Source organism: Pseudomonas sp. LB3P25 (assembly GCF_054897985.1).
Genome location: NZ_CM142711.1, coordinates 6615200 through 6641011, shown reverse-complemented (window position 1 = coordinate 6641011; position 25812 = coordinate 6615200). Strand labels below are relative to the sequence as shown.

Here is a 25812-nt window from a genome sequence, read left to right as displayed (position 1 = left end):
ACTGGTTGCATCGGTTGCAGCCAGTTACACGGCTTCAAAAAAAACCTTAGCAAATTACTCAGAAAGTCAGGGTTTCTGCCGTTAAAGTAGGTGGGCACAATGCCATCTATTGATATGACGGGTCGGAGCTTTACCCTTGCCGCGTTCTTCCGCTGTACGTTTCAGTCATTTCCTGCCGTCATTACTGCTGTTACTTGCGGGGCTTGCAGCTGCCTATGTCAAGGATCTCAACGTCTTCTTCACCTCGTTGTTCAACGTGCTGCCCACTCTGGTGCTGTTGCTCGGCGGTGCGTACTGCGCGGTTTACCGACGTCAGCGTGAGCTGTTTCTGATGGTCACGGTGTACATCGCCTACTTCCTGCTCGACACCCAGACCGACTATTACCGCGACAACGGCAAAGTCCGTGAAGATGCGGCGGTGGTTTTTCATCTGTGTTGTCTGTTGCTGCCACTGATGTTCGGCGTGTTCGCTGCCTGGCAGGAACGCACTCACCTGTTTCAGGACATGGTGGCGCGCTTCGCAGTCTTGCTGGCCGTTGGCAGTGTGGCGTTGGGGGTGGAGCAAAGTTACCCACAGGCACTGTTGATATGGCTGTCAGAAATCCGCTGGCCGGCGCTGCATGGCGCGTGGATGAGCCTGATCCAGCTGTCGTATCCGGTGTTCATCGCTTCGTTCTTGCTGCTGAGCTGGCAATACTGGCGTAACCCCAGACCCTTGCACGCGGCCCAACTGGTGGGTTTGCTCGGATTGTTCTGGGCACTGCCGAAAACTTTCATCCTGCCGTTCACCCTGAACATCATGTGTAGTCAGGTGATGTTGATGATTGCCGCAGCGGTCGCCCATGAGGCCTACCAAATGGCCTTCCGCGATGAACTCACCGGTCTGCCGGGCCGCCGCGCCTTGAACGAGCGGATGCAGCGGTTGGGGCGCAATTACGTGCTGGCGATGAGCGACGTCGATCACTTCAAGAAATTCAACGATACCCACGGTCACGATGTCGGCGACCAGGTGCTGCGACTAGTCGCCAGCAAACTGTCGAAAATCGGTGGTGGCGGTAGGGCGTATCGCTACGGTGGTGAAGAATTCGCCTTGGTGTTCGCAGGTAAGACTCTCGAAGAGTGCATGCCGCACCTGGAAGTCATCCGCGAGTCCATCGCCACTTACAACATTCAGCTGCGCAATCAGGACAGCCGTCCTCAGGACGACCAGCAAGGTCGTCAACGTCGCGCGGGCTCGGGCGCCTCAAGTGTGTCGGTCACCGTCAGCATCGGCGTGGCCGAACGACTGGAGCAGCGCACCCCCGAAAAAGTGCTCAAGTCCGCGGACGAGGCGCTCTACAGTGCCAAGGGGGCGGGGCGAAACTGTGTGGTGGCGTTCGGTCAGACCCGTCGTGGCGCGGTGCGCATGGACGCCGCTACTGATTGAGTGATGATGGCGCATTCAGCGTCTGGACTGTGATTGTGAGGCCCGGTGCGCGGCAGTAGGTTTGGGGAATCTGCTGCCGGAGAAATGACCATGCCTGAGTACAAAGCTCCCCTGCGCGACATGCGCTTTTTGATCGACCACGTCTTCGATTTTCACAGCAACTACGCCGCGCTGGGCGCCACCGATGCCAGCCCGGACATGGTCAATGCGATCCTCGAAGAAGGTGCGAAATTCTGTGAGAACGTTCTTGCACCGCTGAACCGCAGCGGCGACGAAGAAGGCTGCCATTTCGACAATGGCGTGGTCACGACGCCTGCAGGCTTCAAGCAGGCCTTCGCACACTATGTTGAAGGCGGCTGGCATGGTCTGGCGGCTGATCCGGTTTACGGTGGCCAGGGTTTGCCGAGTTCACTGGGGCTGGTCATCAGCGAAATGGTCGGCTCCAGCAACACCTCCTGGGGCATGTACCCCGGCCTGACTCACGGCGCGATGTCGGCAATCCACGCCCATGGCACCGAAGAACAGAAACAGACTTACCTGCGCAAACTCACTGCCGGCCAATGGACCGGCACCATGTGCCTGACCGAAGCCCATTGCGGCACCGACCTGGGCATCATCAAAACCCGCGCCGTGCCTGCGGCCGACGGCAGCTATGCAATCTCCGGCAGCAAGATCTTCATCTCTGCCGGCGAGCACGACATGAGTGAAAACATCATTCACTTGGTGCTGGCGAAACTGCCGGACGCTCCGGCAGGCACCAAGGGCATTTCGCTGTTTATCGTTCCTAAATTCCTACCCAATGACGAAGGTGAGGCGGGAGAGCGCAACGGCGTTTCCTGCGGCTCGATCGAACACAAAATGGGCATCAAGGCCTCGGCCACCTGCGTGCTGAACTTCGACGACGCCAAGGGCTTCTTGATCGGTGAGCCGAACAAGGGCCTGAACTGCATGTTCACCATGATGAACCATGCACGGCTGGGCACCGGCATGCAGGGTTTGTGTCTGGGGGAGGCGAGCTTTCAGGGTGCGATCAAGTACGCCAACGACCGCTTGCAAATGCGCTCGCTGACCGGCCCGAAAGCACCGGAAAAAGCCGCCGATCCGATCATTGTTCACCCTGATGTGCGCAGGATGTTGCTGACGATGAAGGCCTTCAACGAAGGCAATCGGGCGCTGACTTATTTCACTGCGCAGTTGCTGGACGTGGCACATCTGAGTACGGATGAGACGGCGCGTCAGGATGCCGAAGACCTGCTGGCGTTCCTCACGCCGATCTGCAAAGCCTTCATGACCGATACCGGACTGGAAGTGACCAACCACGGTATGCAGGTGTTTGGAGGTCACGGATTCATTCGCGAGTGGGGCATGGAGCAGCTGGTACGCGACTGCCGGATCGCACCGATCTACGAAGGCACCAACGGCATTCAGGCGCTGGACTTGCTTGGACGAAAAGTCCTCGGCAGCCAAGGGAAATTGCTGCGCGGCTTCACCAAAATCGTCCACAAGTTCTGTGCGGCAAACGCCGGACATCCGCAACTTGCCAGCTACGTGGCGCAGCTCAACGACCTGAATCAGCAGTGGGGAGAGGTGACCACCAAAGTCGGCATGGCTGCGATGAAAAATCCGGATGAAGTCGGCGCGGCTTCGGTGGATTACCTGATGTACAGCGGTTACATCATCCTCGGCTATTTGTGGCTGCGCATGGCGCTGGTCGCTCAGGCGCAGCTCGATTCGGGCAGTGGCGATGCCGATTACTGCCAGGCAAAACTGGCGACCAGCGAATTTTACTTCAAACGTTTACTACCACGCACGGCAGCTCATCGGGCGGCCATTGAGGCGGGCAGCGATTGTCTGATGAACCTGCCTGCGGAGTTATTCGCGCTATAGTTTTCAAGTCGACGTAAAAGAGCCCGCCTAGTTGCGGGCTTCTTTAATGGTTCGCTTTCCAGTGACTAAAAATAACAAAACGGTCATGAGTTGACCCTATGTGTCGTAAAAGTTGTTGGGTTACACTCGAACTCAACGAAAGCACCATTCCTACGACTCCCCTGTTTAGATCTTGCGAGGTTTGCCATGGCTGACTACAAAGCGCCCCTGCGCGATATGCGCTTCGTCCTCAATGAAGTTTTCGAGGTCGCCAAACTCTGGGCCGAGCTGCCTGCGCTGGCCGAGACTGTCGATGCGGAAACCGTCGAAGCCATTCTTGAAGAAGCCGGCAAGGTCACCAGCAAAAGCATCGCGCCCCTGAGCCGGGCGGCTGACGAAGAAGGTTGCCATTGGGCGGACGGTGCCGTCACCACGCCGGCAGGTTTCCCACAGGCTTATCAGACTTACGCGGAAGGCGGTTGGGTCGGTGTCGGTGGCGATCCGACCTACGGCGGCATGGGCATGCCCAAGGCTGTTTCGGCTCAGGTCGAAGAAATGGTCAATTCCGCGAGCCTGTCGTTCGGTCTGTACCCGATGCTCACCGCTGGCGCTTGCCTGTCGATCAACGCCCACGCCAGCGAAGAGCTGAAAGCCGCGTACCTGCCAAACATGTATGCAGGCGTCTGGGCCGGCTCCATGTGCCTGACCGAGCCACATGCGGGCACTGACCTGGGGATCATTCGCACCAAGGCCGAGCCTCAGGCCGACGGCTCCTACAAAGTCAGCGGCACCAAGATTTTTATCACCGGTGGCGAACACGACCTGACCGAGAACATCATCCACTTGGTGCTGGCCAAACTGCCAGACGCACCGGCGGGGCCCAAGGGCATTTCGTTGTTCCTGGTGCCCAAGTTCATGGTCAATGCCGATGGCAGCCTGGGCGCGCGTAACCCGGCGAACTGTGGCTCGATCGAACACAAGATGGGCATCCAGGCGTCCGCGACCTGCGTGATGAACTTCGACGAAGCCGTGGGTTACCTGGTCGGTGAGCCGAACAAAGGCCTGGCGGCGATGTTCACCATGATGAACTACGAGCGTCTGGGGGTCGGTATCCAAGGCCTGGCCACCGGCGAACGCTCCTACCAGAACGCGATCGAATACGCCCGCGACCGTCTGCAAAGCCGTTCGCCAACCGGCGCGCAGAACAAGGACAAGGTCGCTGACCCGATCATCGTCCACCCGGACGTGCGTCGCATGCTGTTGACCATGAAAGCCTCGAACGAAGGCGGTCGTGCATTCTCGACGTACGTGGCCATGCAACTGGACACCGCCAAGTTCAGCGAAGACGCCACGACCCGCAAGCGCGCGGAAGATTTGGTGGCCTTGCTGACCCCGGTGGCCAAGGCGTTTCTCACCGACCTCGGGTTGGAAACCACCATTCACGGTCAGCAGGTGTTCGGCGGCCACGGTTACATCCGTGAGTGGGGCCAAGAGCAATTGGTCCGAGACGTGCGCATCACCCAGATCTACGAAGGCACCAACGGCATTCAGGCGCTCGACCTTGTCGGACGCAAGATCGTCGGCACCGGCGGGGCGTTCTACAACCTGTTCGCTGACGAGATCCGTCACTTCACCGCGACTGCCAGCGCTGACCTGGCCGAGTTCACCAAGCCGCTGAACGATGCCGTGACCACGCTCGATGAGCTGACCGCCTGGTTGCTGGACCGGGCGAAAAACAACCCGAATGAAATCGGCGCCGCTTCGGTCGAGTATTTGCAAGCATTCGGTTACACAGCTTATGCGTACATGTGGGCACTGATGGCCAAGGCCGCTTTTGGCAAAGAAGCGCAGGACGATTTCTACGCGAGCAAGTTGGGCACGGCGCGCTTCTATTTCGCACGTCTGCTGCCGCGTATTCACTCGTTGAGCGCGTCGGTGAAGGCCGGCAGCGAGTCATTGTTCCTGCTGGACGCAGGGCAGTTCTGACACTGTAATGTCATGTAAGCATTCTCTTACATGACGTGCTGCTCTTCTCCCATAGATGAAGATTGGATCCACAGCTAATCTACTTCACATGGACGTCGCGCAGGAAGCGCAAAGCAACAACACGGACACGTAGGATTCTGCCAGGACGGCGGAGTGAAATGGATGTCAGGGAAACAGTCTGCAAAGCCCCGCTTCGGCGGGGTTTTCTTTTGCCTGCAGAAAAGTGCTCAGGTCATTTCATCCAGTGTTGCCGGGCTGCTCAAACGCCCCTCCGAGCCATTCATCACTTCTTCCAGCAACGTACGCAGTAAGGCCAGCGAGGTCTGTTGTCGCTGCACATCCCGACACACCAATCCGACTTTCAGCGGCACCCGCGGCTCGCTCAGTGGTTTCCACAACAGTTCCTTGTTGCCGTGTGCCTGTTGCGAGCGCCCGGGCAACACCGTCGCCAGTCGTGTGTGCGGCAAACTGTCGAGAATCCCCGCCATGTTGTTCAGTTCGGCCTGTACCTGCGGGCGTCGTCCGAGGCTTGCCAGTTGCGCCTGCCAGATCTGCCGCACTTGAAACTCTTCACCCAGCAACAACATCGGCAATTCGGCGGCCTGACTCATCGAGACTTTCTTGAATTCCCGCAACGGATGGTCTGCCGGGATGACCAGGGTCAGCTCGTCTTCGTACAGCATCACGCCGTGCAGCCCCGGCTGACGAGGCGGCAGATAGCTGATGCCGATGTCCAGAGAACCGTTGAGCAAGCGCCGCTCGATTTCCAACCCCGTCAGTTCATAGATCTGCACCACCAAATGCGGCTGCGCCTTGCGCACGCGCTCGAGCATCTGCGGCACCAGGCTGGTGTGGACAGTTTGCAATACACCGATGGCCAAGGTGCGCAGCGCTTGACCCTTGAAGTTGCCCAAGGCTTCCCGTGCCCGTTGCAATCCATCCAGCAAGGGCAGGGCATGGTTGTACAACGTATGAGCAGCCAGGGTTGGCAGCAGGCGTTTGCTGCTGCGTTCGAACAGGCTTACATCGAGGTTTTGCTCGAGGTGGCGGATCTGCTGGGACAGTGCCGGTTGGGAGATTGAAAGCCGCTCGGCAGCCCGGCCCACATGACCTTCTTCGTAGACCGCGACGAAATAACGCAGTTGCTTGAAATCCATAAGGTGTGCTTATCGAAAATACTGGGAAATCGAAATGGCTCAAGGCCTTTCGTGAGCCTAGTCTAACCGCATTCACAAGGCTTACAGGGCCACAGAGCGCGATGAATACCGTTTGCTTCGATGGTGTTTACATAGGTAAGGCAAAAAACCTCGCACGAGGTTTGATCAGATGAACCTGTTTAATTTGCGGCGAAATCCTCCGAGTCTTGATGACCTGGCTGTGGGCACCTTCTTGCCGTTCAAAGGCGACAATCTTTCCAGCGAGTGCCTGATGCCCAGTGTCGAGCGACCGAAACAGATATTCGTGCGCGGCCAGGGCTCATGGTTGTGGGACAGCGATGACCGTGCTTATCTGGATTTCTCACAGGGTGGCGGGGCCAATAGCCTCGGACACAGCCCTTCGGTTCTGGTCAACGCCATCGCGGCGCAGGCTCAGTCGCTGATCAACCCTGGTTTCGGCCTGCATAACCGCGGCATGCTCAATCTTGCTGAGCGGCTGTGTTCCAGCACCGGCAGTGATCAGGCGTACCTGCTCAACAGCGGCAGCGAAGCCTGTGAAGCGGCGATCAAACTGGCGCGCAAATGGGGCCAACGGCATCGCGGCGGGGCTTCGCGGATCATCGTTGCCAACAAAGGTTGCCACGGCCGTAGTCTGGGGACGATATCGGCGTCGGACAGTTCGAATCTGACTAACCGATTCGAGCCGCTGCTTCCAGGCTTCAATCACGTTCCGTTCAATGACCTTCCGGCCTTGCATGCGGCCGTCGATGCCCAGACCGTGGCGATCATGCTTGAACCGATCCAGAGCGAGGCCGGGGTGATACCGGCCACTGAGCATTACCTCAAAGGGGTCGAGCGCCTGTGTCGTGAGCTGGGCATTCTGCTGATCTTCGACGAAGTGCAAACCGGTATCGGTCGTTGCGGCACTTTGCTCGCCGAACAATCCTACGGCGTACGGGCAGATATCGTTGTTCTCGGTAAAGGACTGGGCGGTGGCGTGCCATTGGCGGCGTTGCTGGCGCGGGGCAAGGCCTGCTGTTTCGAGGTCGGCGAAGTGACAGGTACTCATCATGGCAATGCGCTGATGACGGCTGCCGGTCTTGCCGTGCTCGACAGCGTGCAGGACAAGGGGTTTCTCGATCATGTCGGGGAAACCGGTCAGCACTTGAGCGAAGGTCTGCAGCGTTTATCCCATCGCTATGGTCATGGCGAGTTGCGCGGGCAAGGACTGTTCTGGGGCCTTGACCTGTCCGACGAATCGGCTGACGCCGTCGTTAAAGCTGCGATGTACGAAGGCCTGCTGCTCAACGCTCCGCAGCCTGATTGTCTGCGCTTTACCCCGTCCCTGACCGTCAGCAAAGCCAACATCGACGAAATGCTCCTGCGCCTGGCCCGCGCCTTCTCCCGCGTGCGCACTGCGCAACTGCAGTGCCGCAAAGGGATTGCCGTCTGATCAGACCCGCCCTACACGAATTCCCGAACCGTCTCGCGGTATAACGCATCGCCCCATGCCTGATTCTTTTGGCGTGGGGCGTTTTTTTGTCTGTGAATTTCGCCGGAAAGGTTTCACGTCTCGGACGTGATGGCACTGAACCCTGACGAATGGCAAAGGTCGATTAGCTGTAGGCTCACACGAGCCAACTTCAATCAGGAGCTGACCCCATGGACTTTATCCGCATCATCATCGCCATTCTGTTGCCGCCACTGGGTGTGTTTCTGCAAGTCGGTTTCGCCGGAGCGTTCTGGCTGAATATTCTGCTGACGCTGTGCGGTTACATCCCCGGGATCGTGCATGCGGTGTACATCATCGCCAAGCGTTGAGTTTCGCGGCGCCAGTTAGATCGCTTTCGCGAGCAGGTCGAATCGTCGCACCGTCGCTCCCACAATGGATCTGTGGTGTACAGAAATCCCTGTGGGAGCGAGCCTGCTCGCGAATGGGGCACGGGCCGCAGACTTCAGCCCGCCAATTCCATCACCCGCCGATAAAACAACCACTCCTGCTCCAGCGCATGGGCCTGATTGCCGGCCTTGCGAAAGCCATGGCGTTCGTCGGCGTAGTAATGCGCTTCAACCAGAATGCCGTTGTCCTGTAGCGCCGTGACCATGTCGCGAGTCTGTTGCGGCACCACCACAGCGTCCAGCTCACCCTGAAAGAAAATCACCGGCACACTGATGTTGCCCGCGTGCAGCCGCGGCGTTCGTGCGGCGTAGCGTTCGGCATCCCGCACCGGGTCGCCGATCAGCCAATCCAGATAATCGCTTTCGAACTTGTGAGTCGTCCGGCCCAGCGCCACAGGATCACTGACGCCATATAGGCTGGCGCCGGCGCGAAAGACGTTGTGGTAGGCCAATGCGCAAAGGGTGGTGTAACCACCGGCACTGCCACCGCGAATAAACGCCTTATTGCCGTCGATCAGTCCGCGCTCGGCAAGATGAGCGACGACTGCGCAGGCGTCCTCCACATCCACTTCACCCCAGCTCAAATGCAGCGCTTGTCGATAAGCCCGGCCATAGCCACTGCTGCCGCGGTAGTTGAGGTCGGCCACGGCGAAGCCACGTTGCGCCCAGTACTGGATACGCGGATCGAGCATGGGGTAGCAGGCCGAAGTCGGGCCGCCGTGGATAAACACCACCAGAGGCGGTTTCGCGTCACCGGTCATTGCTGGATAGAAGAAACCGTGTGCCTCGCCCGAACCGCTCGGGTAACGCAAGGTTTGCGGGACGCTGATCTGCTCGGCAGGCAACGGTGCAATACCGCCAGCCAATGTTTTGACCTGCCGGGTCTGGCGGTCGATGGCAATGACTGCCGATGAACTGACTGGCGAAGCGGCGATGCAGTAAATGAACTGCTCATCCAGTGCAAGATGGCGGAAGCGGCTGTAATCGCCAGTGAAGTCTTCACAGGAATCACCACAAAGACCCAGTCTGCCAAACCCGTCTTTGGTCCAGCTTGCCAGATAGCTGCCTTCGCTCAGCGGCAACCAAGTGCTGCCACCCAGCTGCCACGGCGCTGGCCCATGATCAGCGGCGGCACTCGGCAGCGGGCTCAGACCGTCTGCCGATTCCACCCAAGGCTGCCAGTAGCCGCCGCGATCAGTCAGGCAAAACAAGCGGCTACTTGCATCGAACCTCGGTTGTTGCAGCGACTCCTCGGCGTCTTCGCCCGCCACGCAACGCGGCGGAGCAAAGCGGCCATCGTTCTGGCGTTCGGCAACCATCAGGCGAGTCGCGGTCCATGGCTGATCCGGGCGGCTCCACTCGATCCACGCCAGGCGTTGCGCGTCGGGACTCAACGTCGGCGCGGCATAGAAATCGGCGCCTTCGGCCAGCAGATGACGTACCCCGTCAGCCACATCGATAGCCACCAGACGATGCCGATCGCGGTTTTCTTCAACCGCCAATACCTGCCCGTTAGCGAACTGCAGATCGCCGTATCGGCATTCGCCTGAGCTCAGTAACTCAGGTGTCTCGCCGGCCAGTGACTGCCGATACAGCTGTTGGTCCGCCTCGTTGACGAACACAATCCCGTCATCGGTCAGACAAAACGCTCCACCGCCATATTCGTACACGCGACTGCGCACACTGAAACCCGGTGGCGTCAGACAAACGGCCTGGCCGTCATGCCAATGCCAGATCCGGCAGGCGGCATCCTCGGGTCGGTACTCGTTCCAGAACAAGCCGTGCCGGCCTACCTGCAACTCGGCGAAGTCGATGCCGGCCGCGACGGCCCTGGCAGCGCTGAGGGGTTCAACTTTTAGCGATGAGTCGTGAATTTCGTTCATTGCGAAAGGCCAGTTGTTCGATGGTCTGGGTCGCGTGCTCGGCTTCTTCGCGGGCCTTGAGGATCACGCCGTGATGTTCCGACTTGCTGCACACCGGGTCGGCGTTGCTCGCGTCACCCGTGAGCATGAACGCCTGGCAGCGACAGCCGCCGAAGTCTTTTTCTTTCTCGTCACAGGAACGGCACGGCTCGGGCATCCAGTCGTAACCGCGAAAGCGGTTGAAGCCAAATGAGTCGTACCAGATGTGCTGCATGCTGTGGTCGCGCACGTTGGGAAACTGCACCGGCATCTGTCGGGCGCCGTGACAAGGCAGAGCGGTTCCGTCCGGTGTGACTGTCAGAAAAATACTGCCCCAGCCATTCATGCAGGCTTTCGGGCGCTCTTCGTAATAATCCGGGGTGACGAAAATCAGCTTGCACGGATGCCCTTCGGCTTCGAGTTTGGCGCGGTACTCGTTGGTAATGCGTTCGGCGCGGACCAGTTGTTCCTTGGTCGGTAACAGACCGACCCGATTGAGCTGGGCCCAACCGTAGAACTGGCACGTGGCGAGTTCGACAAAGTCCGCCTCAAGGGCAATGCACAGCTCGATGATCCGGTCGATCTTGTCGATGTTGTGCCGATGGGTCACGAAGTTCAGCACCATCGGATAACCGTGGGCTTTCACTGCGCGGGCCATTTCCAGCTTTTGGGCGAAGGCCTTTTTCGAACCGGCCAGCAAGTTGTTCACCTGCTCGTCGCTGGCCTGAAAGCTGATCTGAATGTGGTCCAGGCCGGCCTTCTTGAAGTCGCTGATTTTCTGCTCGGTCAGGCCGATGCCCGAGGTGATCAGGTTGGTGTAGAAACCCAACTTGCGCGCTTCGGCAATCAGCTCGGCGAGGTCCTGGCGCACCAGCGGTTCACCGCCGGAAAAGCCCAACTGCGCCGCGCCCATCTCCCGCGCTTCGCGAAAGACCTTGATCCACTGCTCGGTACTCAACTCTTTGCCTTGCTCGGCGAAGTCCAGCGGATTGGAACAGTACGGGCATTGCAGCGGGCAGCGATACGTCAGCTCGGCCAGCAGCCACAGCGGCAGGCCGATTTCGGGCTTGGGCGGTAACTTGTCTGACGCGGAGTCAGGCAAGTTCGATCCAGTGCTGAGCACGGGCGACCTCCATGAATTGCTCGATGTCGTCACCGAGCTCGGGCACGCCGGGGAACTGCGCGTCCAGTTCGGCGATGATCGCCGCGACGTCACGCTCGCCGTCGATCAAACCGCCGATCAGCGCGGCGCTTTCGTTGAGTTTGATCATGCCTTCCGGGTAGAGCAGCACATGACCTTTCTGCGCCGGTTCGTACTGGAAGCGGTAGCCGGTACGCCAAGTCGGGGTCTTGCTGCGATCAAAATTCATAAGGTGATTCCTTTATGCCAGACCCGTTGCTCAGTCACGCTGTGATACGGCGGGCGATTCAGTTCGTAGGCCATGCTCATGGCATCGAGCATGCTCCAAAGAATGTCCAGTTTGAACTGGAGAATTTCCAGCATGCGCTCTTGGCCGACCCGCGTAGTGTAGTGCTGCAATGTGATCGCCAAGCCGTGCTCCACGTCGCGGCGCGCCTGACCCAGGCGGGTGCGGAAATACTCGTAACCGGCCGGGTCGATCCACGGGTAATGCTGCGGCCAACTGTCGAGGCGCGACTGGTGGATTTGCGGCGCAAACAGTTCGGTCAGCGAGCTGCTGGCGGCTTCCTGCCAACTGGCTCGGCGGGCGAAGTTGACGTAGGCGTCGACGGCAAAACGCACGCCGGGCAGTACCAATTCCTGCGAGCGTAGCTGATCCGGGTCGAGGCCGACGGCCTGGCCCAAGCGCAGCCAGGCTTCGATGCCGCCGTCTTCGCCGGGGGCGCCGTCATGGTCGAGCAAGCGCTGAATCCACTCACGACGAATCTCGCGGTCCGGGCAGTTGGCGAGGATCGCGGCGTCCTTGAGCGGGATGTTCACCTGGTAGTAGAAGCGGTTGGCGACCCAGCCCTGGATCTGTTCGCGCGTCGCCCGGCCTTCATACATCGCCACGTGATACGGGTGATGGATGTGGTAATAGGCGCCCTTGGCTCGCAGGGCTGCTTCGAACTCGGCGGGGGACATTGCTGTGTCAGTCATTTCGGTTCTCCGGGTACGACCGGTGGATTCGTTGGTGTCAGGACGGGCCTCATCGCGAGCAGGCTCGCTCCCACAGTTGATCGCATTCCCCTGTGGGAGCCAGCCTGCTGGCGATAGACCGCGCAGCGGTCTCGATGTCCTACAACACAATACTCATGCCGTCATACGCCACTTCAACCTCACGCCGAACCAGCTCCGCACGCTCTGGCGAATCCTCATCGAGAATCGGGTTGGTGTTGTTGATGTGGATAAGGACTTTGCGCTGGTTGGGCAGCTGTTCCAGCACTTCCAGCATGCCGCCGGGGCCGTTCTGCGCCAGGTGGCCCATTTCCCGACCGGTGCGGGTGCCGACGCCACGACGCTGCATTTCGTCGTCATCCCACATTGTGCCGTCCACCAGCAGGCAATCGCTGGCGGCCATGATCTCCAGCAGCGGTGCGTCGACCTTGCCCAGGCCCGGTGCGTAGAACAGTTTGCCGCCGGTGTTGAGGTCTTCAACGATCAGGCCGATGTTGTCGCCGGGGTGCGGGTCGAAGCGGTGCGGCGAGTACGGCGGTGCGGCGCTGCGCAGCGGCAGCGGGGTGAAGCGCAGACTCGGGCAGGCCGGGATGGTGAAGCTGCAGTCAAGCTCGATCTGGTTCCAGGTCAGCCCGCCGTTCCAGTGGGTCAGCATGGTGAACAGCGGGAAACCGGTACTCAGGTCTTCGTGGACCATGTCGGTGCACCAGACTTGGTGCGGGCAACCTTCGCGCAGGCTGAGCAGGCCGGTGGTGTGGTCGATCTGGCTGTCCATCAGGATGATCGCGTTGATGCCGGTATCGCGCAGGGCGCGGCCCGGTTGCATCGGGGCGAAGCTCTGGAGCTGGGCGCGGATGTCCGGCGATGCGTTGCACAACACCCAGTTCACGCCGTTATCGGAAATTGCGATGGACGACTGGGTCCGCGCCTTGGCGTTCAGGCTGCCATCGCGAAAACCGGCGCAGTTCACGCAGTTGCAGTTCCACTGGGGGAAACCACCGCCGGCGGCAGAACCTAGAATCTGGACAAACATGGCCGCTCCATCATTTGAAAACTGAAAATAAAAACGCCTCGGCGAGCCGAGGCGTTGCACTGCGCTACAAAAAGATTAGCGGCTTGCGAAGTACATGGTGACTTCAAAGCCGATACGCAGGTCGGTGTAAGCAGGTTTGGACCAGGACATAGAAGCGCTCCTTCAGGTGATGGGACAGTTGAGATCTATACATATAGTCCACCTCCAGCCGGAGATGTTCAGATAGTTAGGTGGCTATGTTACTCAAAATTACAGGGCGATTGGCCGGGAATCTTTGAGAAAGCTAATTGCAGCACCGGTAATGATCATTTTGCCGCTTGCCAAGGTGAGGCCGGGCACGGCCCGCTGGCCAGACAGCGCCAACCGCCTTCGGCCTGATTCAGTCGTTGTGCTGCGGCCAGTAACGTTTCGCGGTCGATCTTCAGAATGGCCTGGGGCAATTGAGTCAGATAATCCGACGAGTGGCCGGCCAGTTTGCCCTGCCAGAGCAGTTCGGCGGCCTGCGCATTGGGCAGTGCCGCGCTATCGAATTGATCGGCCAGAACCTGGCGCTGGTCGATGAAAGTCTGGTCATTGATATCGTCGATCAACCCGGCCAATCCGCTCAGGAAATGTTCGATGTGTTCCAGCAGATTCGAAGGGGCAACGCTCGGTGATTGCACACCGAACAGCAGCCCGGTCTGCCCATGGATCTGCCGCAGGGTGCTGAACACCGCATAGCCGAGCTGGAGTTCTACCCGCAGGCGTTGGTAAAACGGCGTCTGGCAGAAGTGAGCAAGCAAGCGCCAGGCGGCTTCGTCAGCGATGTCCGCAGTTGCCGTCGGGCAGAAGAGCAACAACGCGTGTTCGCTGGATCCGGTATCGACCGCGCTCCACAGATGCTGCGCGTTTATCGGGGAGGGCGGCGTCAGTTGATTGTCCGCAGTGCCAGGCACACGACTCAAGGCAAGGCCCATCGCCGCTTGTATCTGGGTGGACAGGCCGGTCGCCAGACCATCCCAGCGCGCGCTCGACCAAAGCTGCATCAAATCGTCCGAGTCAGCTGTGTGCTCAAGGCAGTGATCAGGCAGCGCTTTAAGCAACTGTCGAATCGGCATCAACGCAACGCTCGGCGGCTCTTCTTGCGAGAAACCGGCATCAGGTGTTGTCAGTTCTTTCAGCGCGTGTTCAAGGACGGTCGGCATCGGCTCCTGTAGCCCGGTCATTTTCAGCAGCCATTCATTGCCTGATGCGCCGAAGGAAAAATCGACACCTGCCTGACGAGCGTCTTCACGCAATGGCTGAAGGCGGTTTTCCAGGCTCGTCTGAAGATTGCTGTGAGGTGCCGAGTCCAGACGCCAGCGCAGGTAAACGGCGCCTTCGGCACTGTTATCCGGCAATACCTGACTGAACTGCATGGGCGAACGTTCACGACGACCGCGTGAGCGATCCTGGGCAAAAGTCCGCAAGCCTCGGTGTTTGCTGGTCTGGCCGCGGATCAGTCCGGCACTCGGGGCCTGAGTCTCTGTGCGTAAAAACGGATTAGGTGTTGGCAGTTGCCATTGGCCGGTGAAGTTATCCACAGCGCCGATTTGTTTCAGGACTTCCTTGAGGGCTGCAATGCCCGAATCGGATAACCCTGTTTCACGCTGTTCGCTGTCCAGTCGGGCCAGTTGCAGGGCGCCGCTGACTTGCTGCTGACGTTGCAGCAGGGCGGCGTATTCTTCGCGCAACCCGGCCCAGGGTTGCTGTGAGGCAAAGAATCCAAGCCAATCCAGTAGCCGCTCGCGGATCCCGTTGGGCGTCGCGGTGGTAGGCAGCGTGAATTCGATGTGTAACAAAGCCTGGCCGGCGAACTGATACAACGGAGCAGCTTTCAGGCTGTCAGCCAGCCCGCGCTCACGCAATTGCGCCAGCAGACCACCGGGTTTCGCGGCGTTCAGCCAATGACACAGGAACGCCAGCGCCTCGGGCGATGAATCGGGCAACGCTTCGAAGGCAAACAGCAGATCCAGTCGACGCGCTCCAGCTTGTTGATAACTTTTGTCCGAAGAGTCCATCAGCGATGTAGGCGCTTGTTGCGGGACTTCTTCCCCTACGGGAATAGCAGCGCCAAAGCGCTGAGCCATCGCCCTCAACTCATCAAGACTCTGCGGCCCGGTCAGACTCAAGGTCATCTGTCCGGTCTGATAAAACCGCTGATAGAAATCCTGCAAGGCTTGCTGGAATTCAGAGTGCGGCACCGGCAGGCTGTAGCGGTTTCCGGCATGAAATGCCCGCAACGGGTGCGCCGCTGAAAGACCGTCGTACAACGCGAATTGCTGCTGAGCGGTCGCATCACGGGACCACGCGACAAATTCTGCGTGCAACACTTCCCGTTCCCGCCGCTGATCGTCCAGATTCATACGCGGATGGGCGAGCATGTCTGACAGACGCGCCAGCCCGCCGCTAAATGCCTGAGGCGGCAGTTCGAAAAAGAAGTCGGTGGTTCGTTCGCTGGTCCGCGCATTCACCTGCCCGCCATGACCCTGGACGTAGGCCATCAGGTCTTGTCCCGCAGGAAAGCGTTCCGTTCCGAGAAACAGCAGATGTTCAAGAAAATGCGCCAGCCCGGGCCAGGCCAGTGGCACGTCATGGCTGCCGGCGGCGACCCGCAACGCAGCAGCACTGCGTTTCAAATCAGGAGCATGACGCAGCGTCACCCGCAGACCGTTGGCCAGGGTTTCAGTGTGAAGGTGGGGGTGATTCAGCGCAGGCATGAGCACTTCCAGAACAGAGAAGCGCTAATGCTAGCGGATTACAGAGACTCAGCGCTTGTTAAGCTCGCCATAAAGCTCGGGGCGGCGATCGAGGAAGTAGCGATTGGCGGCGCGGGAATCGACCATCAACTGACGATCCAGCTCGCCGACAATCAGTGCTTCATCAAGGCCTGCCTGGGCGATGCGATTGCCATCCGGCGCGGCAATGCTGCTCTGGCCGCAATACTGGATCTCGCCTTCGTTACCGCAATAGTTGGCGTAAGCCACATAGCACTGGTTTTCGAAGGCACGGGCGCGGACGGTGACGTCGGCGATGAAGTCGTAAGGAATCATGTTCGCCGTCGGCACCAGGATCAGCTCGGCGCCGGCCAGGGCCAGGCGTCGGGCGTTTTCCGGGAACTCCAGGTCGTAGCAGATCAGGAAACCGAGCTTCCAGCCATTGAGTTCAACCAACGGAAACTCATCTGGCCCGGCGCTGAACATCGAGTGATCGAGGTCGCCGAACAGGTGAGTCTTGCGGTAGTTGCACAGGCGTTCGCCATTGGCGTCGATCAACTGCACGGCGTTGTAAATCTGACCGTCCTCAGTGCGCTCGGGGTAGCCATACAAAATGGCGATCCCGGTCGTCTTGGCGATGCGCGCGATCTGCTGCGCCGATTCACCGTTGTGCACTTCTGCCAGCACGCTGACGGCATCGATGCCGATGTTGTAGCCGGTCAAAAACATCTCCGGCAGCACCAACAAATCCGCGCCCTTGGCCTCCAGCGCCAATTGATGCAGACGTTGCAGATTACCTGCGACATCCAGGGGCAGCGGTGGACATTGGTAAAGGGCTACGCGCATTTCGGATTCCTCTTACTCGGGCAAGGCGATCGGACCGATCTCGTTGAACACATCTCCTGGACCCGGGTTCTCGGCGTGAGTTTCACCGCCGAAGTGTTTCATGATGCCCCACACCGCATTGAGCGAGGTCTGCACCGCGCCTTCGACCCAGGCCGGCGTCCACGATACATCGTCGCCGGCGATGAAAATCCCGCGTTGCTCGGCCGGCATGTCGGCCTGCATGAAGTGCGCGTACATGCGCTGGTTGTAGCGGTAGTGGCCGGGCAGGGCGCCTTTGAAAGCACCGAGGAAATGCGGGTCCGCCTCCCAGGATACGGTGATCGGATCGCCGATGATCCGCGCGGCGATGTCGACTTTCGGGTAGATCTTCTTCAAGGCATCCAGCGCCAGTTTCACGCGTTTTTCTACAGGCTGCGGGAGCATTTTCAGCGCGTCGCTCATCCACGAGTACGACAGGCAAATCACGCCCGGCTTGTCGTCGCCGTTGTCGAACAGATAAGTGCCGCGGGTCAGGCGATCGGTGAGGGTCATGCTCATCAGGTCGCGGCCGGTTTCCGGATCCTTGTCCTTCCAGAATGGTCGGTCGACCATCACAAAGGTCTTCGACGATTGCATGTAGCGGGTGCGGTCCAGGGCCATCCACATCTTTTGCGAGAACAGGGTTTCGTCGCATTCGATCTGGGTGGTCAGCAGCCAGCTCTGACAGGTGGTCAGCACCGCTGCGTATTCGCGGGTGTCGCCCCAGTTATCGGTGACGGCAAAGCGCCCGTCTGCCGCGTGGGCAATTTTCTTCACGCCAGTGCGTGGTGCGCCGCTGTGCAGCGAGCTGAGGCTGGTGCCTTCCGGCCAATGCAGGCAACGTTCCGGCACATGGCGCCAGATCCCCAACGGCACTTGTTCCACGCCGCCGACCACCAGGTGTTGGTGATCGTCGCAGTTGGTCATCACCACGCGGAAGATTTCCAGCATCGAGTTCGGGAAGTCCGAATCCCAGCCGCCGGTACCGAAACCGACCTGACCAAACACTTCGCGGTGATGGAACGAGAGCTTGGCGAAGGCTTTTGAGGTGGCAACGAAGTCGTAGAAGGTGCGGTCGTCCCACAGCGGCACCAACGTATTCCACAACTCTTTCAGGCGTGGGACGTCGCGGTCGCGGATCGCTTGCTGGATTTTGCCGAAGCGCGAACCGTCTTCCAAGGCATCCGCCCAAGCGTCAGCCACTTCCTGGAACAGTACAGGAAGATCCGCCAGTTTTTGTGCGTAATGGGTCTGGCCTTCCAGATCGATCACCGTGCTGCCTGACGCAGGCGTCAGTGGGTTCGGGAACGGTTTGGTTTCCAGGCCGAGTTTGTCGACGTAGTGATAAAACGCGGTGGACGACACCGGGAAACGCATGCCGCCGAGTTCGGCAATAATGCCTTCGGCGCCGTTGAACGCCTGGGAGCGCAGGCGACCGCCCATCTTCGAGGCTTCGTAGACGACGGGTTTCAGGCCCAGCTTCATCAGTTCGTAAGCCGCCACCAAACCGGCGATCCCGCCACCGACGATTGCCACTTCGGCACCGTGGTTGTGTTCAGGGATGCTGCCGAGGCCGGCCGGGTGTTCGATCCAGTCGTCGAAGGCGAAGGGAAAGTCCGGACCGAAAATGGTGACTGGTTTTTTACCGTCTGCAGGATGGCGATTGTTCTTGTTCATGGCTGACCTTGCTGGCGACCGGACGCGGCATGCGCGTCTGAGTATAGGAAAAGATGGCAGCCATTCTAGAGAGCGTAGAACACGTTAATAAGACGCAATGTGTCGTCGTTTTGCTAATTGTTTGATCAGAGTGACGATAGATTGCTACACACCGTCAATGTGGGAGCCGAGCTTGCTCGCGATGAGGCCCTCCCAGACACCAAAGAACTATCGGCAAAAACTCAAACCGGCTGCCCCCGATCAATCTTGCTACTCAAGATGATCGACGTAGTTGTCTTCTCCACCCCATCCACACTGCCGATCTGATCGAGCAACTGATCCAGCTGCTCAGGTGAATCGGTGCGCAACCACGCCACGTAATCAAATTCGCCACTGACTGCACACAACTGCTGCACCTGAGCCATCGCGCTGAGACGTCGCAACACTTCCTTGCCCGAGCGCGGTTGCACCGTGATCCCGACGTACGCCTGCAAGCCGCCATCCACGACACGTTGACCCAAACGCACGCCGTAACCGGTGATGACTCTGGCCTTTTCCAGCCGAGCCAATCGCGAAGTGACGGTGGTGCGGGCGATGCCCAGTTGGCGGGCGAGCATGGCTACGCTCTCGCGGGCATTGATCTGCAGGGCTGCAATCAATTGGCGGTCAATTTCGTCAAGAACGGGTGGGCGAGTGTCAGGCAAAGGTCGTCTCCAGCAGCACAAATCAGTGGGTTGGCATGTTACAGCACGGCTCACGCAGCGGATGTTTGATCTGGCCTCTGTACCGTTCGGGACGTTTTTACCTGTGACTTTGGCTGAGCGAACTGACCCGTCTGTCCTTCCCATGGCGATAGCTGAGCGCTACGCCATCAACAGGACGATAGGATGGACAGCAACAGTCACTCGTAGTCGAATGCGAAATCGAGGGATGCGAGGCGATGGAAATGACGAACAAGATGTCTCCCGCTATACGGGACCATGCATTGCAGATTGCACATCATGAAATGGGGCACTACGTCATGGCCCGAGCCCTAGGGTTTGCAACGGGCGGCGTGACCCTGACAGTGACCATGGACTTGCGGCATCAAGGTGGGGCCTCCATTACCTTGGCGCGGTCAATTTCGTCGATGGAAGACATGAAGGAACATCTGGAAGCCCGGATGATGGTCCTCTTTGCTGGCGCTATGGGGCAGGCATTAACTTCAAAACATTCGCCCGAAAAACGCGTTGATCAGTCGAAAGCGACAGCCATCCTCAAAGGAGAGCTTGGGGCGGAACAGGATTTCGCAAAAATAAGGGAGTTGCGGCACTTGTTGCGCAATATCGCCTACCCCGATACGGATCCGGCGTCGTCTGACCGCATCACGGCTGAGCTGAAAGAGATTACTGATCGTGTGTGGCTCCAGACTCAAACGATCGTAGAGGCATTGGCCGATACGATTACCGGACTGGCAGGGGCGCTGGTAGACGGCATGGTCATCGTGGAGCAGTGGGGTAGGGCGGCAGATACGTATGAGGTCGTGTTGACGGGTGAAATGCTTGAACGGCTGCGGCCCGTGCAGGCCATTCCATCGTTAAGTGTTGCTTCTTAAGCTGAGGGTGAAAGCTCCGATAACTCGGTAATGCTGTTCACTTAAGCGCGAGCACCTGCATTTGTGGCGAGGGGATTTATCCCCGTTCGGCTGCGAAGCAGTCGTAAATCCAGACAACTTAAGTCTGTCTGAAAAGACGCTGGGGCCGCTTCGCAGCCCAACGGGGATAAATCCCCTCGCCACAGGTTCTTGCTCGACTGAAGATTGTCTTAAGTGAGCAGCATTACGATAACTCGGGGCGTATTCATGGGGAGCTGCCGCTACTCTTCAGATTTCGTCGCCGTCCGAGCAGTCACCGTGTCAGCACTTTCACGACATCATCGATCACTGCTTTGCTCATCGCCGTCAGATAGTGCGCGGCCCATGTAGGGTGGTCGGTATCTTTTGCGTAGGCAGCATCTACGGTCAGTGCTTTGGCGAGGAATAGCAGATCGGAGGCCTGGGCCAAGGCATCCGCAATGGGAACGCCGCGACTGACATGGAACAGCGCTTGGTTTGAGCAGTAGATGAAAGGCGTGAGGCCGATGGTTTTCAGTTCTGAGGGTTCGGATGGATTTGTTTTGGTCATGGTTTTACTCCTGGGTTAGAGGAGCTGTCATTTTCGTTACCACATGAAAGGGAGGCAGCTGTACGCAGGGTGGTAAACCGGGAACCAAGGAAACCGGCACGCCCGAGGGCGTCCCACGCACAGCCGCCATAACTCGAGATCGCAGACATAAAAAATGCCTATGTTCGGGATGAAGGCGCTGTTGCGCTGGTTTCGCCGGGTTACCACACCCGATCGCTGAATGGTCAGCGACACAACTAAACGCCAGGCACCGAACACCCAGATCCAACCAGAAACCACCGTTAACAATTTCATTGGCAACCAAGGTGGTCGCAAGGCAGTTAAAGCCTAGAGTTATTCCCTTGAGATCATATTCCTTGGGTGGCATATTGGTATGGGTTGGGAGATTGAATACACCGATGAATTTGAAGGTTGGTGGGAGGGGTTGGATGCAAAGGAGCAAGCCTCGGTTTCAGCCAGCGTCGATCTGCTGGGGTTTTTCGGGCCGGGTCTGCGTTACCCGCATAGCAGCGATATTAAAGGCTCACGACTGGGCAATCTCCGAGAGTTACGGGTCCAGCATGCGGGTCGGCCTTATCGTGTGCTCTATGCGTTTGATCCACGCCGATGCGCGTTACTTTTAATCGGAGGGGACAAAACCGGTCGAAACCGTTGGTATGACGAGCATGTCCCACAGGCGGAAACATTGTATGACGACCATTTGGAAACATTGCGTAAAGAGGGCCGCAACGATGGCTAAAAAATTTGCTGAACTTCAAGCTCGCATGACCCCGGAGTCTCGCGCTAACGCAGAGCGGTTGTTCCAGCAGCACCTGAAAGAAATGCCTCTGCACGAGCTGCGTAAGGCCCAAGAGCTGAGTCAGGAAACGCTGGCCAAGACGTTGCACGTCAACCAGGCAGCGATCTCCAGAATGGAGCGGCGCACAGACATGTACATCAGCACCTTGCGAAACTACATCCGTGCCATGGGAGGCGAACTGGAAATTATCGCGACCTTTCCTGAGGGCCAGGTCAGAATCGAGAATTTCGCCAACTGAGTGATGTTTCGGCAGGCGGTCGTCGCGATTGAGTTATTCCAACAGACACGAAAAAGCCGCGCATTGCGCGGCTTTCTTGTTTGGTGGGCCCACACGGACTTGAACCGTGGACCAAAGGATTATGAGTCCTCTGCTCTAACCAACTGAGCTATAGGCCCTCAGTAGGCCGCGGATTATAGCGACGGTTTCTCCGCTGTGCTATCCGAAAAGTCTGAAATGGCTATACGAAGAAACGTCGCGGCAAATTCGTCCGGTGGCAAGGGCAGGCTGACGATATAGCCCTGGATCTGCTCACAGCCTTCGGCAGCGAGGAATTGCTGCTGAGCGAGGGTTTCGACGCCCTCGGCAATGATGGTGAATTGCATGCTGCGACCCAGGGCGATAATGGCGCGAACGATGGCTGCGTCGTGGGGATCATCCGGCAGGCCGCGGACGAAAGACTGGTCGATCTTCAGAATGTCCAACGGTAAACGTTTGAGGTAACTCAGGGACGAGTAACCGGTACCGAAGTCGTCGATCGCCAGTTGTACGCCCAGATGTTTGAGTTGATGCAGCACTGCCAGCGCCTCTTCAGCCTGGCTCATGATGAAGTTCTCGGTAATTTCCAGTTGCAGGAAACCGGGTTTGAGGCGGTTGTCTTTGAGCAATTGTTCGATCCGGCCGAGCAGGGTCGGCTGGCGCAATTGAGCGCCCGCGAGGTTGACTGACAGCGGGCCGACGGATTCGTAAACCTGATTCCACTCGAACATCTGCCGGCAGGCGGTTTCGAGAACCCAATCGCCGATTTGCAAGATCATGCCGTTTTCTTCGGCCAGCGGAATGAAGTGCTCCGGCGGCACATCGCCGAAGGTTGGGTGGCGCCAGCGAATGAGCGCTTCTGCGCCGACCAGGCGATGGTCGACCAGGCTGATCTTCGGTTGATAATGGAGGTGCAGTTCGTTGCGCTCGATAGCGCGCCGCAGTTCATGTTCCAGTGCGACTCGCTCGCTGGCTTGAGCGGTGAGGTCGCGGGTGTAGCTTTCGACCCGGTTGCGACCCTTGGCCTTGGAGCGGTACATCGCCGCATCGGCGTTCTTGACCAGCGTGGCGACGTCGCAGCCATCCTTGGGATACAGGCTGGTGCCAATACTGGCGCTGATAAAAAACTCATGTTCGCCAGCCTGGAACGGTGCGCCGAAGCAATTGAGCAGCTTGGTCGCGATGTTGTCAGCGTCACTGGATTGCTGCAGCCCGGGCAGCAAGATGATGAATTCGTCGCCGCCCAGGCGTGCCACGGTGTCGATGTCCCGCAACTGCTCCTTGAGGCGCACGGCAATGCCTTTGAGCAGCAAGTCGCCGACCGGGTGACCCAGGCTGTCGTTGATGTGTTTGAAACGGTCCAGGTCCAGGAACAGCACCGCGCCCTGGCCACCGTTTTCCTGCTGGTTGTTGAGCGCGGTCAGCAATCGGCTCTCGAACAGCGTGCGATTCGGCAACCCGGTCAACGGGTCGTGGTGAGCCTGGTAGTCGAGCTTGGCCTGGGCGTGTTTGAGACTGGAAATGTCCGCGAACACCGCGACAAAGTGGGTGATGAATTTGTCCCGGTTACGCACCGCACTAATGGTCAGCCAGCTCGGGTAGAGTTCGCCATTTTTGCGCCGGTTGGAAATTTCGCCCTGCCAATGACCTTCGGCGGTCAGCTGATGCCACATGGCGGCATAAAATGCGCTGTCATGCAGGCCCGAGGCGAGCAGGCGAGGGGTGTGGCCCAATGCTTCGCTCTCGCTGTAGCCGGTGATTTCGGTAAACGCACGGTTGACCGCGCTGATGTGCTGTTGAGTGTCGGTGATCAATACGCCTTCGGCGGTGCTCTCGAATACCGTGGCGGCCTGTTGCAGTTTCTCCTGCATCAGGTGTCGCTCGGTGATGTCCCGGGCGATGGTCAGCATGCAATCTTCATCGCCGATCGGCAGCGGACGGCTGGACACCTCACAGAGGCGGATCTGCCCGTCGCTGCGGCGTATATGGCAACCGAAGTCGCGGACGAAACCGTCCCTATGCAGCAGATCGAGCATCTGTTTGCGTTCGTTGAGATTGACCCAGATTCCCAACTCGAGGGCGGAGCGATCCACGGACATCGCGCTGTTGAAGCCGGTGATGCGACTGAAACCCTCGTTGACTTCCAGCAGTAAACCGTCGCTCTGCCGGGACAATAGCAAGCCGTCGGGGGAGGCATGGAAGGCCTTGGCGAATTTCTCTTCGGAGGTTTGCAGTTGTTTCTGGGTTTCCTTGAGCTGGCTGATGTCCCGCACGACCACTACCAGCGCAGGGGTTGTATCGAGGTCGAACGGCTCAGCGGAGATCAGGCCGGTAAACACTTGGCCATTGTTGCGGCGAAAGGGCATCTCCAGGTTACGGATGCTGCCGGCCTGCAACCGTTGCAACAAGCCCGGCCCGACGCCGGGTATGCCCCAGATGTTCAGGTCGGTGGCCGTCTGGCCGATGACGTCTTCAGCCTTGAGGCCGATCTGTTCTTCGAACGCCTCGTTGACCTCCAGCAGGCAGCCGTCGGAGAGTCGCGCGATGACTAGAATGTCCGGGCATTGCTGGAACACCGAGGCGAACTTCTGTTCCGACAGGCGCAACGCCTCTTCGGTGCGCTTGGCTTCGCTGATGTCGATCATCAGCCCGCGCATCACTGGTTCATGGCCGTGCTCAATCAGGCTGACGATATCGCGCACCCAAATGCAGCGGCCATCGGCGGTGATGACCCGGTAATCGAGGCTGTGATCGCGCCCGGCCAGTACTTCGTGGTCGCAGAAGGTCTGGGCGCGGGTCAGGTCGGCCGGGTGAATAATGTTGCGCCAGAAGCCCGGAATCAGCCAATGAGACAGGGGGTAACCGAGCAGGTCCTCGGCATGGGGTGATACATAGCTGTAGGTGAAATCGGTGATCCGCGCTTCCCAGGCGATGGCCGAAAGGCTCTCCACCAGCCCGCGGTAGTGGTATTCGCTGCTGCGCAGTTCTTGTTCCAGATCGACCCGGCGGGCAATTTCTGAACTCAGTCGGCGGTTGATCCGGATAACCACCGCCAGCACGATGATCAGCAGCAGCAATCCCGGCAGACCGTAAACCAGTAGATCGGACCAGAAGGTCCGATGATCGAGGACGTTGCCGACCCAGTGCTCCTGAATCTCATTGATTTCGTCCGGGGTCATGTCCGCCAGGACTTTATCCAGAATGCCGACCAGTATCTTGTTGTCCCGGGGCACGCCCATCGCCAATTGATAGCGATAGGGGGTTTCACCGCTGACATAAAGCCCGTCTAGCTTGAGCTGACGCAGGCTCCAGACGCTGGAGGCAAGATCGCCGACCACCGCATCCACTTCATCGGTAGCCAGTGCCTGCAGCGCTGAGCTGACGTTGGGCAACGCCACCAGATTGAGGTCGGGATTGTGGGTGCGCAACAGCTCGTGGGGTGCGTAGTTTTCCACCACGGCGACTTTCAGACCGTACAAGTCTTCGAGTTTGCGTGGCTGGGGGCCTCCGACATGGGCAAGGATGACAATCGGAAAGTCCAGGTAGGGGCGGGTGAATGACAGGTAAGTCTGGCGCTCCGGGGTCGACATGATGCCGGGCAATAGGTCCAGCCTGGCTTGTTTGGCCTGCTCCAGGACGACGGTCCAGCTGACGGGCTCGATGGGTGTGAGCTTGATGGCCAGGCGTTGACGGATCAGGTCGATATAGTCTGCCGCAAGGCCCTGATAGCGGCCCTGATCGTCGCGAAACTCGAAGGGTGGCCATGACGCATCGACACCCAGGCGCAAATCCGGGTGAGCCGCCAGCCAGCTACGTTCTTCGTCGGTCAGAGTCAGCGCGCCAGCCGTTGCGGTCCAGGTCATCAGCGACAGCAAAAAAAGCACGGTCGGCAGTCTGGGCATAACGGTCTCGTTATGGCTCGGGGAATGTTTCGA

The 25812-nt window shown here is 58.9% G+C and carries 20 protein-coding genes, 1 tRNA gene and 1 pseudogene; 8 read left to right on the top strand and 14 right to left on the bottom strand.

The window, feature by feature from the left end:
- The first annotated feature begins 136 nt into the window (after positions 1–136).
- The 3 genes from ACYZTW_RS30645 (at position 137) to ACYZTW_RS30635 (ending at position 5278) form a co-directional block, all read left to right on the top strand.
- A complete protein-coding gene (locus ACYZTW_RS30645; RefSeq protein ID WP_462002982.1) occupies positions 137–1426 on the top strand; it encodes a GGDEF domain-containing protein in 1290 nt (429 codons plus the stop codon).
- Positions 1427–1516: 90 nt separating this feature from the next.
- A complete protein-coding gene (locus ACYZTW_RS30640) occupies positions 1517–3313 on the top strand; it encodes an acyl-CoA dehydrogenase C-terminal domain-containing protein (protein ID WP_462002981.1) in 1797 nt (598 codons plus the stop codon).
- 186 nt (positions 3314–3499) lie between these two features.
- The gene (locus tag ACYZTW_RS30635; protein ID WP_462002980.1) at positions 3500–5278 is read left to right on the top strand and encodes an acyl-CoA dehydrogenase C-terminal domain-containing protein; all 1779 of its coding nucleotides are present in this window, start codon (positions 3500–3502) and stop codon (positions 5276–5278) included.
- 227 nt (positions 5279–5505) lie between these two features.
- Here the strand turns inward: ACYZTW_RS30635 and ACYZTW_RS30630 are convergent, their stop codons facing one another.
- A complete protein-coding gene (locus ACYZTW_RS30630; RefSeq protein WP_462002979.1) occupies positions 5506–6435 on the bottom strand; it encodes a LysR family transcriptional regulator in 930 nt (309 codons plus the stop codon).
- A 169-nt stretch (positions 6436–6604) separates the two neighbouring features.
- On the opposite strand from ACYZTW_RS30630, the gene ACYZTW_RS30625 reads away from it, so the two are divergent.
- A complete protein-coding gene (locus ACYZTW_RS30625) occupies positions 6605–7888 on the top strand; it encodes an aspartate aminotransferase family protein (protein ID WP_462002978.1) in 1284 nt (427 codons plus the stop codon).
- 209 nt (positions 7889–8097) lie between these two features.
- The gene (locus ACYZTW_RS30620; RefSeq protein ID WP_007904205.1) at positions 8098–8256 is read left to right on the top strand and encodes a YqaE/Pmp3 family membrane protein; all 159 of its coding nucleotides are present in this window, start codon (positions 8098–8100) and stop codon (positions 8254–8256) included.
- A 134-nt stretch (positions 8257–8390) separates the two neighbouring features.
- Here ACYZTW_RS30620 and ACYZTW_RS30615 read toward each other — a convergent pair whose 3' ends face one another.
- The 10 genes from ACYZTW_RS30615 to ACYZTW_RS30570 all read right to left on the bottom strand — a co-directional run bounded on the left by ACYZTW_RS30615 (position 8391) and on the right by ACYZTW_RS30570 (position 19364).
- The gene (locus tag ACYZTW_RS30615; RefSeq protein WP_462002977.1) at positions 8391–10217 is read right to left on the bottom strand and encodes a S9 family peptidase; all 1827 of its coding nucleotides are present in this window, start codon (positions 10215–10217) and stop codon (positions 8391–8393) included.
- On the bottom strand, positions 10183–11337 hold the full coding sequence (pqqE, locus tag ACYZTW_RS30610) for a pyrroloquinoline quinone biosynthesis protein PqqE (protein WP_429533184.1): 1155 nt from the start codon (positions 11335–11337) through the stop codon (positions 10183–10185). The genes ACYZTW_RS30615 and pqqE overlap by 35 nt, the downstream gene beginning before the upstream one ends.
- On the bottom strand, positions 11330–11605 hold the full coding sequence (gene pqqD / locus ACYZTW_RS30605) for a pyrroloquinoline quinone biosynthesis peptide chaperone PqqD (protein WP_462002976.1): 276 nt from the start codon (positions 11603–11605) through the stop codon (positions 11330–11332). The genes pqqE and pqqD overlap by 8 nt, the downstream gene beginning before the upstream one ends.
- On the bottom strand, positions 11602–12354 hold the full coding sequence (gene pqqC, locus ACYZTW_RS30600) for a pyrroloquinoline-quinone synthase PqqC (protein ID WP_449645284.1): 753 nt from the start codon (positions 12352–12354) through the stop codon (positions 11602–11604). The genes pqqD and pqqC overlap by 4 nt, the downstream gene beginning before the upstream one ends.
- A 139-nt stretch (positions 12355–12493) precedes the next feature.
- Positions 12494–13405 carry a pyrroloquinoline quinone biosynthesis protein PqqB gene (gene pqqB, locus ACYZTW_RS30595; RefSeq protein WP_462002975.1) on the bottom strand — a complete coding sequence of 304 codons (912 nt, stop codon included), beginning with the start codon at positions 13403–13405 and terminating at the stop codon, positions 12494–12496.
- Positions 13406–13480: 75 nt separating this feature from the next.
- Positions 13481–13555, bottom strand: a complete 75-nt coding sequence (gene pqqA / locus ACYZTW_RS30590; protein WP_009045898.1) for a pyrroloquinoline quinone precursor peptide PqqA — start codon at positions 13553–13555, stop codon at positions 13481–13483.
- 155 nt (positions 13556–13710) lie between these two features.
- Positions 13711–16143 carry a pyrroloquinoline quinone biosynthesis protein PqqF gene (pqqF, locus tag ACYZTW_RS30585; protein ID WP_462002974.1) on the bottom strand — a complete coding sequence of 811 codons (2433 nt, stop codon included), beginning with the start codon at positions 16141–16143 and terminating at the stop codon, positions 13711–13713.
- A gap of 48 nt (positions 16144–16191) precedes the next feature.
- Positions 16192–16986 carry a carbon-nitrogen hydrolase family protein gene (locus ACYZTW_RS30580; protein ID WP_462002973.1) on the bottom strand — a complete coding sequence of 265 codons (795 nt, stop codon included), beginning with the start codon at positions 16984–16986 and terminating at the stop codon, positions 16192–16194.
- A 12-nt stretch (positions 16987–16998) separates the two neighbouring features.
- Complete coding sequence (locus tag ACYZTW_RS30575) at positions 16999–18681, bottom strand: flavin monoamine oxidase family protein (protein ID WP_462002972.1); 1683 nt, start codon at positions 18679–18681, stop codon at positions 16999–17001.
- Positions 18682–18902: 221 nt separating this feature from the next.
- On the bottom strand, positions 18903–19364 hold the full coding sequence (locus ACYZTW_RS30570; RefSeq protein WP_008067391.1) for an Lrp/AsnC family transcriptional regulator: 462 nt from the start codon (positions 19362–19364) through the stop codon (positions 18903–18905).
- A gap of 242 nt (positions 19365–19606) precedes the next feature.
- Here ACYZTW_RS30570 and ACYZTW_RS30565 point away from each other — a divergent pair, with 242 nt between their 5' ends.
- Positions 19607–20254, top strand: coding sequence for a peptidase M41 (locus tag ACYZTW_RS30565; protein ID WP_462005867.1), 648 nt, complete (start codon positions 19607–19609; stop codon positions 20252–20254).
- A 260-nt stretch (positions 20255–20514) separates the two neighbouring features.
- On the opposite strand, the pseudogene ACYZTW_RS30560 reads toward ACYZTW_RS30565, so the two are convergent.
- Positions 20515–20822: pseudogene (locus tag ACYZTW_RS30560) on the bottom strand (DUF3077 domain-containing protein).
- Positions 20823–21195: 373 nt separating this feature from the next.
- On the opposite strand from ACYZTW_RS30560, the gene ACYZTW_RS30555 reads away from it, so the two are divergent.
- Positions 21196–21561 carry a type II toxin-antitoxin system RelE/ParE family toxin gene (locus ACYZTW_RS30555; protein WP_056741295.1) on the top strand — a complete coding sequence of 122 codons (366 nt, stop codon included), beginning with the start codon at positions 21196–21198 and terminating at the stop codon, positions 21559–21561.
- Positions 21554–21859 carry a helix-turn-helix domain-containing protein gene (locus tag ACYZTW_RS30550; RefSeq protein WP_056741296.1) on the top strand — a complete coding sequence of 102 codons (306 nt, stop codon included), beginning with the start codon at positions 21554–21556 and terminating at the stop codon, positions 21857–21859. The genes ACYZTW_RS30555 and ACYZTW_RS30550 overlap by 8 nt, the downstream gene beginning before the upstream one ends.
- A gap of 81 nt (positions 21860–21940) precedes the next feature.
- Here ACYZTW_RS30550 and ACYZTW_RS30545 read toward each other — a convergent pair.
- Both ACYZTW_RS30545 and ACYZTW_RS30540 read right to left on the bottom strand, forming a co-directional pair.
- Positions 21941–22017: transfer RNA gene (locus ACYZTW_RS30545), tRNA-Ile, on the bottom strand.
- Between the two features lie 15 nt (positions 22018–22032).
- Entirely contained in the window at positions 22033–25779 is a 3747-nt protein-coding gene (locus tag ACYZTW_RS30540; RefSeq protein WP_462002971.1) for a bifunctional diguanylate cyclase/phosphodiesterase, read from the bottom strand.
- Positions 25780–25812: the final 33 nt, after the last annotated feature.